The organism is Bradyrhizobium sp. 63_E2_N1_3 (genome assembly GCF_052076005.1).
Classification (GTDB): Bacteria; Pseudomonadota; Alphaproteobacteria; order Rhizobiales; family Xanthobacteraceae; genus Bradyrhizobium; species Bradyrhizobium barranii.
Map to the genome: position 1 here is coordinate 7,754,263 of NZ_CP197235.1, position 15,091 is coordinate 7,769,353.

General features: G+C 65.4%; 14 protein-coding genes. 9 read left to right on the top strand and 5 right to left on the bottom strand.

Annotated features, from left to right (window positions below; translation table 11 throughout):
• The first annotated feature begins 1 nt into the window (after position 1).
• The 3 genes from AB7531_RS36785 to mdlC all read left to right on the top strand — a co-directional run bounded on the left by AB7531_RS36785 (position 2) and on the right by mdlC (position 3,735).
• A complete protein-coding gene (locus tag AB7531_RS36785) occupies positions 2-1,105 on the top strand; it encodes a CaiB/BaiF CoA transferase family protein (protein ID WP_063985426.1) in 1,104 nt (367 codons plus the stop codon).
• A gap of 15 nt (positions 1,106-1,120) precedes the next feature.
• Entirely contained in the window at positions 1,121-1,972 is an 852-nt protein-coding gene (locus AB7531_RS36790; protein WP_063985427.1) for an FAS1-like dehydratase domain-containing protein, read from the top strand.
• Positions 1,973-2,112: 140 nt separating this feature from the next.
• Complete coding sequence (mdlC, locus tag AB7531_RS36795) at positions 2,113-3,735, top strand: benzoylformate decarboxylase (RefSeq protein ID WP_063985428.1); 1,623 nt, start codon at positions 2,113-2,115, stop codon at positions 3,733-3,735.
• A gap of 110 nt (positions 3,736-3,845) precedes the next feature.
• On the opposite strand, the gene AB7531_RS36800 is transcribed toward mdlC, so the two are convergent.
• A complete protein-coding gene (locus AB7531_RS36800) occupies positions 3,846-4,622 on the bottom strand; it encodes an SDR family NAD(P)-dependent oxidoreductase (RefSeq protein WP_063985429.1) in 777 nt (258 codons plus the stop codon).
• 75 nt (positions 4,623-4,697) lie between these two features.
• Here AB7531_RS36800 and AB7531_RS36805 point away from each other — a divergent pair, with 75 nt between their 5' ends.
• Entirely contained in the window at positions 4,698-5,159 is a 462-nt protein-coding gene (locus tag AB7531_RS36805) for a MarR family winged helix-turn-helix transcriptional regulator (protein WP_084795397.1), read from the top strand.
• A gap of 75 nt (positions 5,160-5,234) precedes the next feature.
• Here the strand turns inward: AB7531_RS36805 and AB7531_RS36810 are convergent, their stop codons facing one another.
• Together AB7531_RS36810 and trhA are read right to left on the bottom strand one after the other, a co-directional pair.
• Complete coding sequence (locus tag AB7531_RS36810) at positions 5,235-6,029, bottom strand: SDR family oxidoreductase (protein ID WP_063985431.1); 795 nt, start codon at positions 6,027-6,029, stop codon at positions 5,235-5,237.
• 93 nt (positions 6,030-6,122) lie between these two features.
• Positions 6,123-6,818: a PAQR family membrane homeostasis protein TrhA gene (trhA, locus tag AB7531_RS36815; protein ID WP_028151267.1), complete on the bottom strand. Its 696-nt coding sequence runs from the start codon at positions 6,816-6,818 to the stop codon at positions 6,123-6,125.
• A gap of 179 nt (positions 6,819-6,997) precedes the next feature.
• Between trhA and AB7531_RS36820 the strand changes: the two genes are divergently transcribed.
• From AB7531_RS36820 to AB7531_RS36835, 4 genes are all read left to right on the top strand, one after another.
• Positions 6,998-8,467: a YcjX family protein gene (locus tag AB7531_RS36820; protein WP_063985432.1), complete on the top strand. Its 1,470-nt coding sequence runs from the start codon at positions 6,998-7,000 to the stop codon at positions 8,465-8,467.
• Positions 8,464-9,489 carry a YcjF family protein gene (locus tag AB7531_RS36825; protein WP_063985433.1) on the top strand — a complete coding sequence of 342 codons (1,026 nt, stop codon included), beginning with the start codon at positions 8,464-8,466 and terminating at the stop codon, positions 9,487-9,489. The genes AB7531_RS36820 and AB7531_RS36825 overlap by 4 nt, the downstream gene beginning before the upstream one ends.
• A 586-nt stretch (positions 9,490-10,075) precedes the next feature.
• Entirely contained in the window at positions 10,076-10,210 is a 135-nt protein-coding gene (locus tag AB7531_RS36830) for a hypothetical protein (protein ID WP_256376432.1), read from the top strand.
• Between the two features lie 313 nt (positions 10,211-10,523).
• Positions 10,524-10,727 (top strand): hypothetical protein, encoded by a 204-nt coding sequence (locus AB7531_RS36835; protein WP_063985435.1) that lies wholly within the window; start codon positions 10,524-10,526, stop codon positions 10,725-10,727.
• A gap of 12 nt (positions 10,728-10,739) precedes the next feature.
• On the opposite strand, the gene AB7531_RS36840 is transcribed toward AB7531_RS36835, so the two are convergent.
• Both AB7531_RS36840 and AB7531_RS36845 read right to left on the bottom strand, forming a co-directional pair.
• Positions 10,740-10,982, bottom strand: a complete 243-nt coding sequence (locus AB7531_RS36840; protein WP_063985436.1) for a hypothetical protein — start codon at positions 10,980-10,982, stop codon at positions 10,740-10,742.
• Between the two features lie 256 nt (positions 10,983-11,238).
• Positions 11,239-12,744, bottom strand: a complete 1,506-nt coding sequence (locus AB7531_RS36845) for a glycosyltransferase family 39 protein (RefSeq protein ID WP_063986685.1) — start codon at positions 12,742-12,744, stop codon at positions 11,239-11,241.
• A gap of 428 nt (positions 12,745-13,172) precedes the next feature.
• Between AB7531_RS36845 and AB7531_RS36850 the strand changes: the two genes are divergently transcribed.
• The gene (locus AB7531_RS36850) at positions 13,173-14,903 is read left to right on the top strand and encodes an adenylate/guanylate cyclase domain-containing protein (protein ID WP_155794894.1); all 1,731 of its coding nucleotides are present in this window, start codon (positions 13,173-13,175) and stop codon (positions 14,901-14,903) included.
• The last annotated feature ends 188 nt before the right edge of the window (positions 14,904-15,091 follow it).

Consider the following 15,091-nt stretch of genomic DNA (forward strand, 5'->3'; position numbering starts at 1 on the left):
CATGGGAGCATTGGACGGGATCAGGGTGATTGCGGTCGAGCAGGCGGTCGCGGCGCCGTTCTGCTCGTCGCGGCTGGCAGACGCCGGCGCAGAGGTGATCAAGATCGAGCGGCCCGAGGGCGATTTCGCCCGCGGCTATGACGCGGCGGCCAAGGGCCAGAGCAGCTATTTCGTGTGGCTCAACCGCGGCAAGCAATCGGCGGTGGTCGATCTCGCCACCAAGGAAGGCTGCGCCGAGCTCGAGAAGCTGATCGCGAGCGCGGACGTGCTGATCCAGAACCTCAAGCCGGGCTCGATGGACAAGCTCGGCTTTTCGCGCGAGCGGCTGCTGAAGGACTATCCGAAGCTGATCTCGTGCACCATCACCGGCTATGGCGACGAAGGTCCCTACGCCCACCGCAAGGCCTATGACCTGCTGATCCAGGCCGAGAGCGGCCTTGCCTCGATCACCGGCAACCCTGACGGCGCCTCGCGGGTCGGCATGTCGATCGTCGACGTCGCGACCGGCGCGACCGCGCATGCGGCGATCCTGGAAGCGCTGATCGCGCGCGGGCGCACCGGCAAGGGCTGTGACATCCGCATCTCCATGTTCGACGTGATGGCCGACTGGTGCACCGTGCCGCTGCTCAATTCCGAAGCCGGCAATCCGCCCAAGCGCATGGGCCTGCGCCATCCCTCGATCGCGCCCTACGGCGTGTTCACCTCCAAGGACGGCAAGGACATCCTGATCTCGATCCAGAGCGAGCGCGAGTGGAAGACGCTCTGCGTCAAGGTGCTCGACCAGCCCGATTTGCCGGCCGATCCGCGCGTCGCCAACATGGTCGAGCGCGTGCGCAATCGCGATTTCACCGACACGACGGTCGCAGATATCTTCGGCAAGATGACGCGCGACGAGCTGCTGAAGCGGCTGTCGGACGCCGACATCGCCTTTGCCGAGGTCAACACCATGGCCGACCTCACCAATCATCCGCATCTGCGCCGCATCGAGGTCGACACGCCGCAGGGGCGCGTCAGCTATCCCGCGCCGGCGCCGATCATCGTCGGCGACACCCGCAGCTACGGCGCCGTGCCGGGCATCGGCGAGCGGCCGGCCAAGAAGTCATAACAAGAGCGAGGCGTCATGACCGAGAAGCTCGACATCGATCACTTGCGGCAATGGATCGGCCGCAGCACCGAGGCCACCGACATCGTCACCGCGCAGCTCGTCAAGGGCCTGCGCGCGACGCTGTTCCAGGAGGTCGGCGAGCCCAAAAAGGGTGACGCCGCGCCGTTCACGGTACACTGGTGCCTGGCGCAGCCGGTGTTTCCGATGTCGATGCTGGGACCCGACGGCCATCCGACCCGCGGCGGCTTCCTGCCGCCGGTGCCGCTGCCACGCCGGATGTGGGCCGGCGGCGAGATCGAGTTCCTGCAGCCCTTGCGCGTCGGCGATGAATCGACGCGGACCTCGCGCATCGCCGACGTCCAGGTGAAATCGGGCTCGACCGGCACGCTGTGCTTCGTCTCGGTCGAACACAGCATCTCGTCGCCGCGGGGCGTTGCCATCCGCGAGCGGCAGGACATCGTCTATCGCGAGATGACGAGCAGCGCGCCCGCCGGCGCCAGGGCCCCGCCCCCGCCGCCCAAGGCGCAGCACCGCGAGACGCATGTGTCCGATCCCGTGCTGCTGTTTCGTTATTCCGCGCTGACCTTCAACGGCCACCGCATCCATTACGACCGTGACTACGTCACCAAGGTCGAGGGTTACCCGGGCCTGATCTTCCACGGCCCGCTGCAAGCGGCGCTGATCGTGGAGATGGCGGCGAAACTGCACGACGGCAAGGCGCCGAGGAAATTCACCTATCGCGGCCTTCAGCCGCTGTTCGAGGGCACCGAGTTCTCCATCAACGCCAACGAGACCGAGACGGGCCTGGAGCTGTGGACCGCGAATGCGGAGGGACAGCCGACGATGAAGGGCACGGCGGTGTGGTAGGCACCGCTATTAGACCCTCACCCTGAGGAGCGCACCCCTTCGCGCGCGTCTCGAAGGGCGAGGCCACCAGCCGGGCCTTCATCCTTCGAGACGCGCGTTCCGCGCTCCTCAGGATGAGGAATTTACAGGGGACGGAAACCATGGCCAAGAACGGCAAGAGCGGCAGCAAGTCCGTCACCGTGAAGCAGGCGACGCTCGATCTGCTGCGCTCGCTGGGCATCGACAGGGTGTTCGGCAATCCCGGCTCGACCGAGCTGCCGTTCCTGAGCGACTGGCCTGATGATATCGACTATGTGCTGGCGTTGCAGGAAGCCTCCGCCGTCGGCATGGCCGATGGTTACGCGCAGGCGACGCGCAATGCCGGCTTCGTCAATCTGCATTCGGCGGCCGGCGTCGGCAACGCGCTCGGCAATATCTACACCGCGCACCGCAACCAGACGCCGCTCGTGATCACCGCGGGCCAGCAGGCGCGCTCGATCCTGCCCTTGCAGGCGTTCCTCTATGCCGAGCGCGCCTCGGAATTCCCGCGGCCTTACGTCAAGTACAGCGTCGAGCCGGCCCGGCCCGAGGACGTTCCGGCCGCGATCGCGCGGGCCTATTACACCGCGATGCAGCCGCCCTGCGGGCCGACCTTCGTGTCGATCCCGATCGACGATTGGGCCCATGCGACCGCACCGGTCGATGCGCGCAAGGTCAGCCGCGAGATCGGGCCCGAGCCTGACGCGATGAAGGCGCTGGTCGCCGCGCTCGGCTCAGCCAAGAATCCCGCCCTCGTGGTCGGCCCCGGCGTCGACCGCGCCGGCGCGGTCGATTTGATGGTGCGCGTGGCCGAGAAGGCCAGGGCCAGCGTCTGGGTCAGCCCGTTCTCCGCGCGCTGCTCGTTCCCCGAGCGTCATCCGCAGTTCGCGGGCTTCCTGCACGCCTCGCCGGCGCAGCTGTCCGACGCGCTGCGTGAGCACGATGTGGTCGTGGTTATCGGCGCGCCCGTGTTCACCTTTCATGTCGAGGGCCATGCCGCGATCTTCGACAGCGGCGCGACGATCTTCCAGATCACCGACGATCCGGACGCGGCCGCGGTGACGCCGGTCGGCACCAGCATCGTCGCGACGATGAAGCCGGCGCTCAGCCTGCTGCTCGACCTGCTGCCGGAGAGCAAACGCGCCACGCCAAAGGGCCGCACGCTGCCGTCGGCACCGCAGGCCGCCGATCCGCTGCCGGTTGAATTCCTGCTGCATACGCTGTCGCAGGCGATGCCGGACGACGCGTCACTGGTCGAGGAAGTGCCCTCGCACCGGCCGGCGATGCAGAAGTTCATGCCGATGCGCGGCCAGGACAGTTTCTACACGATGGCGAGCGGCGGCCTCGGTTACTCGCTGCCCGCCGCGGTCGGCATGGCGCTCGGCAAGCCGAAGCAGCGGACGGTGTGCCTGATCGGCGACGGCTCGGCGATGTATTCGATCCAGGCGCTGTGGACCGCCGCGCAACGAAAACTGCCGCTGACCATTGTCGTCATCAACAATTCCGGCTACGGCGCGATGCGCTCGTTCAGCCAGGTGATGCAGGTGAGGAACGTGCCGGGGCTGGAACTGCCGGGGATCGATTTCGTCAGGCTCGCCGAGGGCATGGGCTGCCATGCGGTGCGGGTGAGCAAGGCCGCGGAACTGGGCGAGGCGCTCGAGCGCGGAATGGCGTTCGAGGGGACGAGCCTCGTCGAGGTCGTCGTGGATTCGACGGTGCCGGTGCTGTACGGGCAGAAGCATTAGGGGGGCGCGTAGCCCGGATGGAGCGAAGCGAAATCCGGGAATCGTGCCGCAAGCGAGTCGGCCCCGGATTACGCTGCGCTCCATCCGGGCTACGAACTACGACTACGACATCACGACGCCAAGAATCCCCCGTCCGCCGCCAGCACGTGCCCGACGACATAGGATGACGCGTCGGACGACAGCCACACCACGGCCTCCGCGACTTCCTCCGGGCTCCCCATCCGCCGCAGCGGCAGGCCCGCACTGACGGTCGCGACATCGCCGACGCCGGCGCGCAGCATCATGTCGGTGACGACCCGGCCCGGCGCAATCGCGTTGATGCGGATGCCGCGCGGGGCATTCTCCATCGCGGCCGAGCGTGTCAGCGAGATCGCGGCGGCCTTCGAGGCCGAGTAGAGCGAGAAGCCGGGATTGGGATTGCGCACGCCGCTGACGGAGGCGTTGACGACGATGCTGCCGCGGCCCTGCGCCAGCATCGCCGGCAATTGATGGCGCAGGCACAGGAACAGCGCACGGACATTGGTGTCGAACACCGTGTCGTAGATCTCCGTGCCCTGCTCTTCCAGCGGCGCACGGCGCTCCTGGAATCCGGCATTGTTGAAGGCGACATCGAGCCGGCCGCAACGCTCGACCGCCGTGCGAACCAGACGTTCGACGTCATCCTCTTGCGTGATGTCGGTTTGGATCGCGATCGCGTCAGCGCCGAGCTCCCGGCACGCTGCGGCGGTGTCCTTGATTTCGGCTTCGCGCCGCCCCGCAACGACGATCGCCTCGGCGCCTTCCGAGGCCATCCGCAGCGCCGTGGCGCGGCCGATGCCGCTGCCGCCGCCCGTGACGAGGCAGACCTTGCCTCTCATCCGCATCCCGGCCGGCACAGTTCCGCTCATGGCTCACTCCAAAACGCTTGCGCGCGACGTTGCGCGCATATAGTTGTATGATACAACTATATGCTGGGAGTCAAGATGGCCGAGCTTGCGCTGATCGACGACATCCGCGCCGCCTCGCGATTGATGGTGCGGGAGCTCGGCTTCATGGATGCGACGGTGGCGGCCTCGGACTATCCGCCCTCGGCGGTGCACACCATTTTGGAGATCGGCATCCGCGGCCCGATGAACTCAGGCGAGCTCGGCGATTTCCTGCGGCTGGAGAAATCCAGCGTCAGCCGCCTGGTGCGCAAGCTGGTCGATTGCGGCGAGCTGCGGGAGACGCCTGATGAAGCCGATGCGCGCAGCAAGCTGTTGTCGCTGACGGCGAAGGGCCGGCGCACGCTGGAGGCGCTGCACGCGTTCGGACGCCAGCAGGTGCGCGGCGCGCTGGCCGCGCTGACAGAGACCGAGCAGCGCACGGTGCGCGAGGGCATGATGCTCTATGCGCGGGCGCTGCGGCAGAGCCGGATGGAGGACGAGGGGGAGTCGGCGGCGTAGCTAGGTGTCCCGCCCCCCGTACGCAATTGCGCACTAGGCGGGGCATGACAGGGTCAATCGCGGAAACTGCGCCGGCTACTTCCCGAACTCCTCCCGCATCTTCGCCTGGATCTTGGCCATGCCGCCGATCCAGCGGTCGTAATTCTCGGTCTTCTTGCGCATGTAGCCGAGCACCTGGGGGTGCGGCAGGATCAGGAAGGTCTCCTGCGCGAGGCCGGCGAGCACGTCTTTCGCGACCTGCTCCGGCGTGAGATCGCCGTCGCCGGATTGCGGGCCCTTCGGGATCGAGCGCAGCATGTTGGTGTCGACGCCCTGCGGACAGAGGATCGAGACCTTGATATTGTCCGCCTTGTGCGAGATCGCAAGATTTTCGGCAAAGCCGACCGCGGCGTGCTTGGTGGTGGAATAGGCGGGGCTTCCGACCTGCGACAGCAGGCCTGCCGCCGAGATCGTGTTGAGGAAATAGCCGCCGCCGCGCGCCTTCATGCGGGGAATGAGATACCGCGCCGCATAGACATGGGCCATGACATGGATCGCCCAGCTCCGCTGCCAGGGCTCGTCCGAGGCGCCGCCGGCATTCACCGACATCGGATCGAAGCCGCCGCCGATGCCGGCATTGGAGCAGAACAATTCGATCGGGCCGAACTGCCGCTCGGTCTCCTCGATGACGTGGGCGATCTCTTTTTCCTGCGCGACGTCGCATCTGAAGGCCGCACCATCCACCGTGGCGGCGACGGCTCTTGCATTGGCGGCGTCCATGTCCGCGACGACGACCTTGGCGGCACCCGCCTTGTGGAAGGCCTCGCACAGCGCCTTGCCGATGCCGTTTGCGCCGCCCGTGACGACCACGACCTTGCCGGTCACCTGCATGCGACGTCTCCTCTTTGTCTTGTAGCGCTTCTCTTTTCGGATAGCGCTTCGCTATCTTATACCGCTTCGCTAATTCCGCTTCGCGGATCTTGCTCAGCTCAACACGAGGTCGAGCACCGCGGTATAATGGCACGCCGCGCCGGCCAAGACAAAGCCGTGCCAGATCGCATTCTGGAAGCGCAGCCGCCGCCAGGCATGGAAGATCACGCCAAAGCTGTAGAGCAGGCCGCCCGCAAGGATGAAGCCCAGCACCAGCGCAGGCAGCGCCTTGACCACGGCGTCGTAGACCATCACGCCGCTCCAGCCCATCGCGAGATAGATTCCGACTGCGACGCGGTCGAACCGGCCGGGGTAGAGAAGTTTCAGCACGATACCGAGGATCGCGACGCACCAGACGCCGCCGAGCAGCACCAGCGCGAACACACTGTCCCTCACCTCGAGGATGAACGGCGTATAGGTCGCCGCGATCAGCAGATAGATCGCGCAATGGTCGAACCGCCGCAGCAGCCATTTGGCCGGCGAGACCGGCCAGAGATTATAGGTCGCCGACAGCACCAGCATCGAGAGCAGGCCGGCGACATAGATCGAGACCCCGACGATGTTGGTGGCGTCGGCATAAACCGCCGTCAGCACCACCAGGACCGTGGCGGCGACGATGCCGCAGAACACGCCGATCGCGTGGATCACGCCGTCCGCGATCAATTCGGCACGGTCGTAGTTCCAGCCGATCGCGTCGGCCGCGGCGTGGACGGAGGTGGATGCGAGCTGTTTCAGCTGGAAGACGGTCATGGCAATCCGCAAGGCTCAGACAATGCCCTCTTGTAGGGTCTTTCGCGATCGGCGCATCGTTCAAACGGCTGATTTGCCGACAAAGGCGGTGGAAGTATGAAGCTTGATTTTCCCTACGCAATTGCCACTTTTGTGAACGGCTTCACTGTTCCGCCCGCCCCGAGATCAATCACGTTCATATGGCATTCAGTTTCCAGGATATGGTCGAAGAAGCGCGGCTGTCGGCCAGGGCGCTGATCGACTATGGCGAGCACTTCTTCAACCCGACGGTGCGTCTCGGGGTCACCGGCCTGTCACGGGCCGGTAAGACCGTATTCATCACCGCGCTGATCCACGGCCTCACCCGCGGCGGCCGCTTTCCGGTGTTCGAGGCCTATGCCTCCGGCCGGATCGCGCGGGCGCATCTGGCGCCGCAGCCGGACGACGCCGTGCCGCGCTTCGCCTATGAGAACCATTTGCGCGCGCTGCTCGAGGAGCGGCGCTGGCCGAACTCGACCGTCGACATCAGCGAACTCAGGCTCGTCATCGACTATCAGCGCCAGAACGGCGCCGATCGCACATTGACGCTCGACATCGTCGATTATCCCGGCGAGTGGTTGCTCGACCTGCCGCTGCTCCAGAAGAGCTATGAGCAATGGTCGGTCGAAAGCCTCGCGCTGTCGCGCGAGGCGCCCCGCGCGCATCTTGCGGGGGATTGGCACGCGCATCTCGCGACGCTCAAGCCCGAGGCGCGCGAGGACGAGCAGGCGACGCTCACCGCGGCAAAGCTCTTCACCGGCTATTTGCGCGCCTGCCGCGACGAGCGCTTTGCGATGAGCCTGCTGCCGCCCGGCCGCTTCCTGATGCCCGGCAATCTCGCCGACACGCCGGCGCTGACTTTTGCGCCGCTCGACGTACGCGTGGGCGGCCAGGCACCGGACGGCTCGCTGTGGGCGATGATGGTCCGCCGCTTCGAGGCCTACAAGGACGTCGTGGTGCGGCCGTTCTTCCATGATCATTTTGCCCGGCTCGATCGCCAGATCGTGCTGGCCGATGCGCTCGCCGCGTTCAACTCCGGCCCCGAAGCGCTGCACGATCTCGAAGCCGCGCTTGCCGGAATTCTCGACTGCTTCCGCATCGGCCGCAGCACGTTCCTCTCCAGCCTGTTCCGGCCGCGTATCGACCGCATCCTGTTCGCGGCGACCAAGGCGGACCATCTGCATCATTCCAGTCACGACCGGCTCGAGGCGGTGCTGCGCCGCGCGGTCACCCGGGCAGTGGTGCGTGCGGAAGATACCGGCGCGGAGATCGACGTGGTGGCGCTCGCCGCCGTTCGCGCCACGCGCGAGGCCCAGGTCGCGCATGGCCGCGACAAATTGCCGTCGATCCTGGGAACGCCAGCGGCCGGCGAAAGCGCCGGCGGCGAGTTCTTTGACGGCAACACGGAGGTTGCGACCTTTCCGGGTGACCTGCCGCCGGACCCCGAGGCGCTGTTCAACGGCACCGACGCATTCCGGGGCCTCGCGACCCAGGCCGCCGAGAAGAGCGATTTTCGCTTCCTGCGCTTCCGTCCGCCAAAGCTCGAACGCGAAGGCAATGACGAGCCGGCGCTGCCACACATCCGCCTCGACCGTGCCCTGCAGTTCCTGATCGGAGACAAGCTGTCATGAACGACCGATCCAAGCCGCGGCGGCCGGCGACGTTCCGGCTCGACGATCCCGGCGTCGTTGTCACCGAAGCCGACGAAGCGGCGCGGCTTGGCCGCACCACGATCCAGATCACGCCCGAGCACGATCCGCAGGCATTGCCGGTGCCGATCGAGGCCGCGCTCCCGGCGCGTCGCGGCTTTCCCTGGGGCACGCTGTTCTGGTCCGGGCTCGGCGGGCTGACGCTGCTCGGCACCGGGCTCGGCGTGGTCCGTCTGATCGAGGATCTGTTTGCGCGCAGCGAAACGCTCGGCTTCGTCGGCCTCGCATTCGCCTTCGTCACCGCACTGGCGCTCGCGGTGGTGATCGGGCGCGAGGCCTTTGGTCTGGCGCGCCTTGCAACCATCGAGAAGCTGCATGCGCGCGCCGCGGCAGTCCTTGCCAGTGACGACCGCAAGGAGAGCCGCGTGATCGTGCAGGACCTGCTCAAGATCGCGCACCAAAATCCGCAGCTTGCACGCGCGCGCGCGACGCTGGAGAGCCACACGGGCGAGATCATCGACGGCGCCGACATGATCCGGCTTGCCGAGCGCGAATTGATGTCGCCGCTGGATGCGGAAGCGCGGCGACTGGTGTCGTCGGCCGCACAAAAAGTCTCGATCGTGACCGCAGTTTCACCACGCGCGGCGATCGACGTATTGTTCGTGTTCGTAGCCGCGTTGCGCCTGATCCGTCAGCTCGCTTTTCTCTATGGCGGCCGCCCCGGCGCGCTCGGCATGATCCGCCTGCTCCGCCACGTGATCGCCCATCTCGCTATCACCGGCGGCATGGCCGCGAGCGACAGCCTGGTGCAGCAGATGCTCGGCCATGGCATCGCGGCAAAGCTGTCGCAGCGGCTCGGCGAAGGTGTGCTGAACGGATTGCTGACCGCGCGGCTGGGTCTGGCCGCGATCGACGTGACGCGCCCGCTGCCGTTCGCGGCGCTGCCGCCGCCAAAACTGTCGGACCTCGCGACGGATCTGCTGCGGAAGAAGGACGAGGAGTAGCGGCGCTATCCGCGCCATCGTTCGCGCCATTCGCCGGACCGACACATGGCGCGGCGCCTGAATGAGCGAAGCTTAAGCTCGCGGTTCATCGGGAAAGTCGAAGCTGACAATGATAAACCCGACCGCACCAAACACCAACAGCGCCAGGAACAGTGCCGCAACAGCAAAGGACCACACGAAAGGCTCCGAGCAGCTGATGCCACCCAATCGAGCCAACGAGCGGAATATCATCCCTCGCCGGCTGATCTGAGGCAGACCCGGACGGGGTTAAAGGGCAATTGTCCGGTAAAATGACCTTGCTCAGTCAAGCCGCACCTCGCAAGCGAACTATCGAGTTAGCCCTTTCGAGTATTGGAGGATTATGTGCCGCAGTTAATGGCAACTGAGCACAAGGAGGCGGCAATTCAAGTCGCCGCTTTCAAGTCAGCCTCTGGCCGCCCCATACCACGGCGCATCAGCCCGTTAAGAAACTGGTTACCAGTCAATGTCACCATTTGCATATTAGGCCGCCATATGCGGCGCGCATTCTGAGAACGTCTCAATATTTCGACACGCTCGGTTGGCGGTCTCTTTCAGGAGAGGCCCAATGTTTAAGGGCTTAATGGCAGCGCTTGTGGCGCTGATCAGCACACTGCAGCTGGATCGATACCTGACCAATGGTCGGTACACCGACGCGGCCACGGATATGCTGCGGCAAATCAGGCGCGCGTTTGGATTTTGAGGTGCACTGGACGATTTGAGGCCGGTGATGAAGGGCATCCCCTGGACTGATCTCGACGCTGAGGAGCAACGCGCCATTGCGATATTGGGCGCCGGGCTCCCGATCGAGCTGTGTGACCCCGTCGCTCTCCCAAGATTGAAGCGGCTCGGGCTGATCGCAGGGTCTCATTTGACCGCTGCTGCGCACGAGCTGCGGAGGCGCGTTGTTCTGGAAGAACTCAGTGCGCGGGATTGAGCCGCGCAACCAATTGGCACGATCGATCCTCGCCTGGTCGGGAGTGCCTTGACGGGGCTAACAAGGCGTGGGGAGTTTGATGGCGGCAGGTGCAATTGAGCTGATCGTGGAGGGCTACGTTTCCCTCAAGGACCAAGCAGCTCTTGATGAGCTTCGGACACAGCGTCGCAAACTTATCGCAGATCTCGATGCATGTACCGGGATCGACTGCAGGAGTACCATCCGGCAGATCGAGGAAGACATCGTCGTGATTGAGGCCGGGCTGGCGCGGTTGCCGACCTAGTCGGCCGGATGTTTAGAGATTGCCCGGTGTCGTATCGGCAACGGTGCACCCGGTGTGGATCAGGTCCTTCTTGGTCACCCGCACGCTGCCAAGATAATAACCTCGCTCCTGGACGGCTGCCCTGATCTCGTCGCTGACCTTGAGAACTCTCGCTCTGCTCTTGCGCCATTTGTTGGAAGAGTAGAGCGCGGGCATCGGAGAGCCGTTGCTGACGACGAGGAAGTCCCGCTTGCCATTGCGATAGACATCAAACATGTCCTATCCCCGCAGATAATATCAATAAGAGAAAATATGTTTCGTCACGATAGCTCCAGCTTAGCGGCTTAAATGCTTGAGCGGGTGGTAATCTGGGATGGCGGCCTGTGAATGTCGGGAAAAATGCTGGTTGCAGCTAAGCGATCAGCTCAGATTTCTGCTCTATGTTGTTCTCATGTCACGCTAGGCCGCTTCAACGCGTGGCCTCGTTTGCCTTTGGGACCCCACAAGGGGAGAAGGGAAGAAGGTTGCCTCGCTAGGCGAGCGTACGTTTCTCGAATTCCCCCGCCAGCACCCGCCATTGAAACAGCGGCGAATCCGTTGGCGGCGAGAGTTCCGGCGTCCAGCCGGTGAGCTTCTCAATCACGTAGGTATCCGTCAGAACGCCGCGCCACCGACGTTCGACCTGGCCGAGCTGCTCGCGCTTCGCCGGGATCGATCCCCACACCGGTGCGCGATTGTCCGGCTCTCGCCCGACATAGATGCCTGCATGCCCGCTGATCCGATCGATGCCGGGATCGCGAAAATCCTGGAAGCGGCCGCGTTCGTTGATCTCGACGACGGGCACGCGGCCCCTGAACAACCAGCGCATCATCGCGTAGGTGCGATAGTCCGTCGTCGCGATCCAGGTCGCGCCGGTCTCGTCGAGCGCGGCCTGCGCACGCGCAGCTACCTGCTCGTAGCCGGCCTCGGCGCCGATCGGATCGATCTTGCCGAGGAGATTCCAGGGCGCGGCGACGTAGTACAGGAACACGATGACGACGAAGGCGATCCCCGTGACGACCGCCGTGTTGAGCCAGAAAATGCTCGACCGGATCATCCGCGCCGACCAGTGCTCGCGCGACAGCATGACGAGGTTGACCGCGGCGGCGGCAAAGCCGACCGGCCACATGAACATCGGCCAGGTGTCGCCGACCCTGAGCGTCGTCGACTTGAACAAGAAATAGAGGAACGGCACCAGCACCGCGGTCGACAGCAGGATCGCGACCGGCTCGCGCGTGCGATAGCCGCGCCACGCCGTCATCACGAGGCCTGACAGCACGACCGGCAGCATGACGAAGCCGACCAGGCCGAATTGCAGGCCGATGTAGTCGCCGATCGTGCGCAGCGAGATGCCGTAATTGGCGGTGGCCCGCACACCCTGGAAACGGAACGAGGCCCAGTCGTGCTGCGCGTTCCAGATCAGCACCGGGGAGAACACGGCAATCGCGATCAGCACCGCGAGATAGGGGTAAGGACTGCGCAGCCAGCGCCAGCGCCAATCCGGCACCAGCAGAAACGCGGCGACCGCCGGCGCGAACATGATCGCGGTGAATTTCGACAACATCGACAGTCCGGCGAACAGGCCCGCCGCCAGCCACCAGCGTCCATCGCCGCCCTGCGCGAGCCGCACCAGGGACCACATCATCGCCACCGCGAACGGGATCATGGCAACGTCCGGCGCGACCTTGGCCATCAGCAGGCCGTAATAGAGCGCAGCCTCCGGCATCAGCACCGCGAACATGATGGCGCGCGCATCATGAGTGAGGCGGCGGACGATGTCGGCGAGCAGCAGCTGCGTGACCAGCATCGCGACGATGCCGCCGAAACGGACGCCGAGCACGGTGTCGCCGAAGATCGCGGTACCAAAACGGATGAACCAGGCGATCATGGGAGGATGATCGAGGAAGCTGAGCGCTCCCTCCTTCGACCAGGTCCAGTAATAGGCCTCGTCGGTGCGCAGCTCGATGGCGGAGGCGTAGACGATGCGCAGCAGCGTCATCGCGGCGATGACGAGCACGGCCACGACGAGGGGCCGGCGCACGGCGCCGGCTGCGGGCGTAGTGATATCAGGGGCTGTCGTCACGGCCGCGCTTTTCGCCAACCTGGGAGGGGGAGTCAATGCGGGGGCGCCGCGCATATCGCTGTCGTCCCGGGGCGCGACATAGTCGCGAGCCCGGGACCCATAGCCACAGGGAGGAGTCGTGGCGCGAACTGGTAACCACGAGTCTTCGTCAAATCCGATCCTGTGGCTATGGATCCCGGATCGCCGCGCCGCTTGTCCGGGACGACAGCGGTGGGTGTGGCGCGCGCCTTTGCCCACCCTACGGTTCGGTAACCTTGCCGCGCATGTGATCAGGCCAGCTGTCCGCCCCTGGAATTAAACGCTACGCTGGCTGTTCTCCTTCATGAACTGATACAAACCGAATCATGGCCACTGCATCCTCACGATTGTCCGAACTGTCCCGCGCGACCAGCATGCGGCAGGTTCGGCTGGTCTGCGGCGTCATCCTGTTCTCCTACGTGGTGAGCCATTTCCTCAACCATGCGCTCGGCAACATCTCGGTCGATGCCATGGAGATCGGGGTCTACTATCACACGGCGTTCTGGCGGTTCCTCCCCATCGCGATCGTGTTCTATACGGCCGCGCTCACGCATATGGGGCTCGGAATCTACGCGCTCTATCAGCGCCGCCAGTTCCGCTGGCGAACGATCGAGCCGCTCCAGCTCGTGCTGGGCCTGAGCATCCCCGCCCTCGTCATGGCCCATGTGATCGGCGTCCGGCTCGGCTACACGTTGTACGGACACCAGAAGCTCTATCCGCAGGAACTCTATCTGTTCTTCGTCACGTCGAACCGCATCTGGACCATGACGGTCCTGCTGATCATCGCCTGGGTCCATGGCTGCATCGGCATCTATTTCTGGCTGCGCCTGAAGCCGTTCTTCGCGCGCGCCGCGCCTTATCTGCTCGCCGCCGCCGTGCTGATCCCGACGCTGTCGCTGCTCGGCGTCTACCAGGGCGGACGCAGTGTGCAGATCGAGGTCGACGACGGCGAATGGCGCACGCACAATCTCACCCGCCGCCAGCTCGGCTCGACCGCGGAAGCCGCGACGCTCGACCGCATCACCGGCGGCCTCACCATCGGCTATGTCGGCCTGCTCGGACTGGCGCTGGCGGCACGCGGCGTGCGCGCCTTGCGCGAGCGGCGCCGCGGCATGATCGCGCTGTCCTACGGCAACGGCAAGACGGTGCGCGTGCCGAAGGGCCTCTCCGTGCTGGAGGCGAGCCTGCGCCACAATGTGCCGCATGCCAGCGTCTGCGGCGGCCGCGCCCGCTGCTCGACCTGCCGCATCCGCATCATCGGTGACCATGCCGCCCTGCCCGAGCCGTCGCAGCGCGAGGCCTTCGTGCTCGCGCGCGTCGGCACTGCCGATCCCTCGATCCGGCTTGCCTGCCAGCTGCGGCCGGACTCCGACCTCTCCTTCTTCCAGCTGTTCACGCCCCACACGCATTCGGCGGACGGGCAGGCCTCGACATCGGCCAGAATCGGCCAGGAGCGCTACCTCGTCAGCCTGTTCGTGGACATGCGCGGTTCGACGCAGCTTGCCGAGAAGCGGCTGCCATTCGACACCGTTTTCATCGTCAATCGTTTCCTCGGCGCCGTCTCGCGGGCCGTGATCGAGAATGGCGGCCAGCCGAACCAGTTCGTCGGCGACGGCATGCTGGCGCTGTTCGGGCTGTCAGCCGATCCGGAGACCGCCTGCCGGCAAGCGCTGAAGGCTGCCGCCGGCATCGCCACGCATATCGACGAGCTCAACGAGCTCCTGAGCCACGATCTCCGCCAGCCGATCCGCTTCGGCATCGGCATTCACGGCGGCGAGGTCATCATCGGCGACATCGGCTATCGCGATCACATCGTCTTCACCGCGCTCGGCGATGCCGTCAACGTCGCGGCCCGGCTCCAGGACATGACCAAGACACTGGCCTGCGAAGCAATCGTCTCGGAGGAGGTCCGCCGTACCGCGGGCCTTGCCGACGATGCGCTGCCGCAGCAGGAGGTCGCGATCCGCGGCCGCGACGAGCCCCTGGCCGTGCGCGTGGTTGCGGACACGAGGCAGCTGTCGGCGCTGGTTGACCGAAGCGAGCGCGTCGCAGCTTGATTCTTCACCTCTCCCCGCTTGCGGGGAGAGGGAGTGCACTGTCACTGCGGCTACAGCTCGGCAATCTCGTTACGAACGTAACACCGGCTTGCTGCAACGCAGCGACATGGGCCTGCTGCGAAAGCACGAATTGACTTCATCTCGATCGTTGCGACAGATGAGCGCGGGATCGCGGTGATGACTGCGGT

Coding starts and splice junctions, on each gene's coding strand:
- AB7531_RS36785 (WP_063985426.1), top strand. CDS start 2: ATGGGAGCATTGGACGGGATCAGGGTGATTGCGGTCGAGCAGGCGGTC.
- AB7531_RS36790 (WP_063985427.1), top strand. CDS start 1,121: ATGACCGAGAAGCTCGACATCGATCACTTGCGGCAATGGATCGGCCGC.
- mdlC (WP_063985428.1), top strand. CDS start 2,113: ATGGCCAAGAACGGCAAGAGCGGCAGCAAGTCCGTCACCGTGAAGCAG.
- AB7531_RS36800 (WP_063985429.1), bottom strand. CDS start 4,622: ATGAGCGGAACTGTGCCGGCCGGGATGCGGATGAGAGGCAAGGTCTGC.
- AB7531_RS36805 (WP_084795397.1), top strand. CDS start 4,698: ATGGCCGAGCTTGCGCTGATCGACGACATCCGCGCCGCCTCGCGATTG.
- AB7531_RS36810 (WP_063985431.1), bottom strand. CDS start 6,029: ATGCAGGTGACCGGCAAGGTCGTGGTCGTCACGGGCGGCGCAAACGGC.
- trhA (WP_028151267.1), bottom strand. CDS start 6,818: ATGACCGTCTTCCAGCTGAAACAGCTCGCATCCACCTCCGTCCACGCC.
- AB7531_RS36820 (WP_063985432.1), top strand. CDS start 6,998: ATGGCATTCAGTTTCCAGGATATGGTCGAAGAAGCGCGGCTGTCGGCC.
- AB7531_RS36825 (WP_063985433.1), top strand. CDS start 8,464: ATGAACGACCGATCCAAGCCGCGGCGGCCGGCGACGTTCCGGCTCGAC.
- AB7531_RS36830 (WP_256376432.1), top strand. CDS start 10,076: ATGTTTAAGGGCTTAATGGCAGCGCTTGTGGCGCTGATCAGCACACTG.
- AB7531_RS36835 (WP_063985435.1), top strand. CDS start 10,524: ATGGCGGCAGGTGCAATTGAGCTGATCGTGGAGGGCTACGTTTCCCTC.
- AB7531_RS36840 (WP_063985436.1), bottom strand. CDS start 10,982: ATGTTTGATGTCTATCGCAATGGCAAGCGGGACTTCCTCGTCGTCAGC.
- AB7531_RS36845 (WP_063986685.1), bottom strand. CDS start 12,744: ATGACGCTGCTGCGCATCGTCTACGCCTCCGCCATCGAGCTGCGCACC.
- AB7531_RS36850 (WP_155794894.1), top strand. CDS start 13,173: ATGGCCACTGCATCCTCACGATTGTCCGAACTGTCCCGCGCGACCAGC.